Below are 205 nucleotides of genomic sequence, written 5' to 3'. Positions count from 1 at the left end.
GATCTTCCAGGACCCGCTGACGAGCCTGCACCCGCTGTTCACGGTGGGCGACCAACTGGTCGAAACCATCCGCCACCACGACAAGGGGTCGCCCGCGGCGGCCCGCCAGCGGGCGCTGGAACTGCTGGTGGCGGTGGGCATTCCGGCCGCCGACCGCCGCATCGACCACTACCCGCATCAGTTCTCCGGCGGCATGCGCCAGCGG

Annotated in this window: 1 pseudogene; it reads left to right on the top strand. The window is 71.2% G+C overall.

The annotated features are described in order from the left end of the window. Window positions 1-205, top strand: a pseudogene (locus U858_RS0133060) (methionine ABC transporter ATP-binding protein); the annotation flags it as partial.

The organism is Achromobacter sp. DH1f (genome assembly GCF_000633435.1).
Lineage (GTDB): Bacteria > Pseudomonadota > Gammaproteobacteria > Burkholderiales > Burkholderiaceae_B > Achromobacter > Achromobacter deleyi.
Note: the sequence above shows the minus strand (reverse complement) of the source record. Positions and strands in the feature narration are given on the sequence as shown.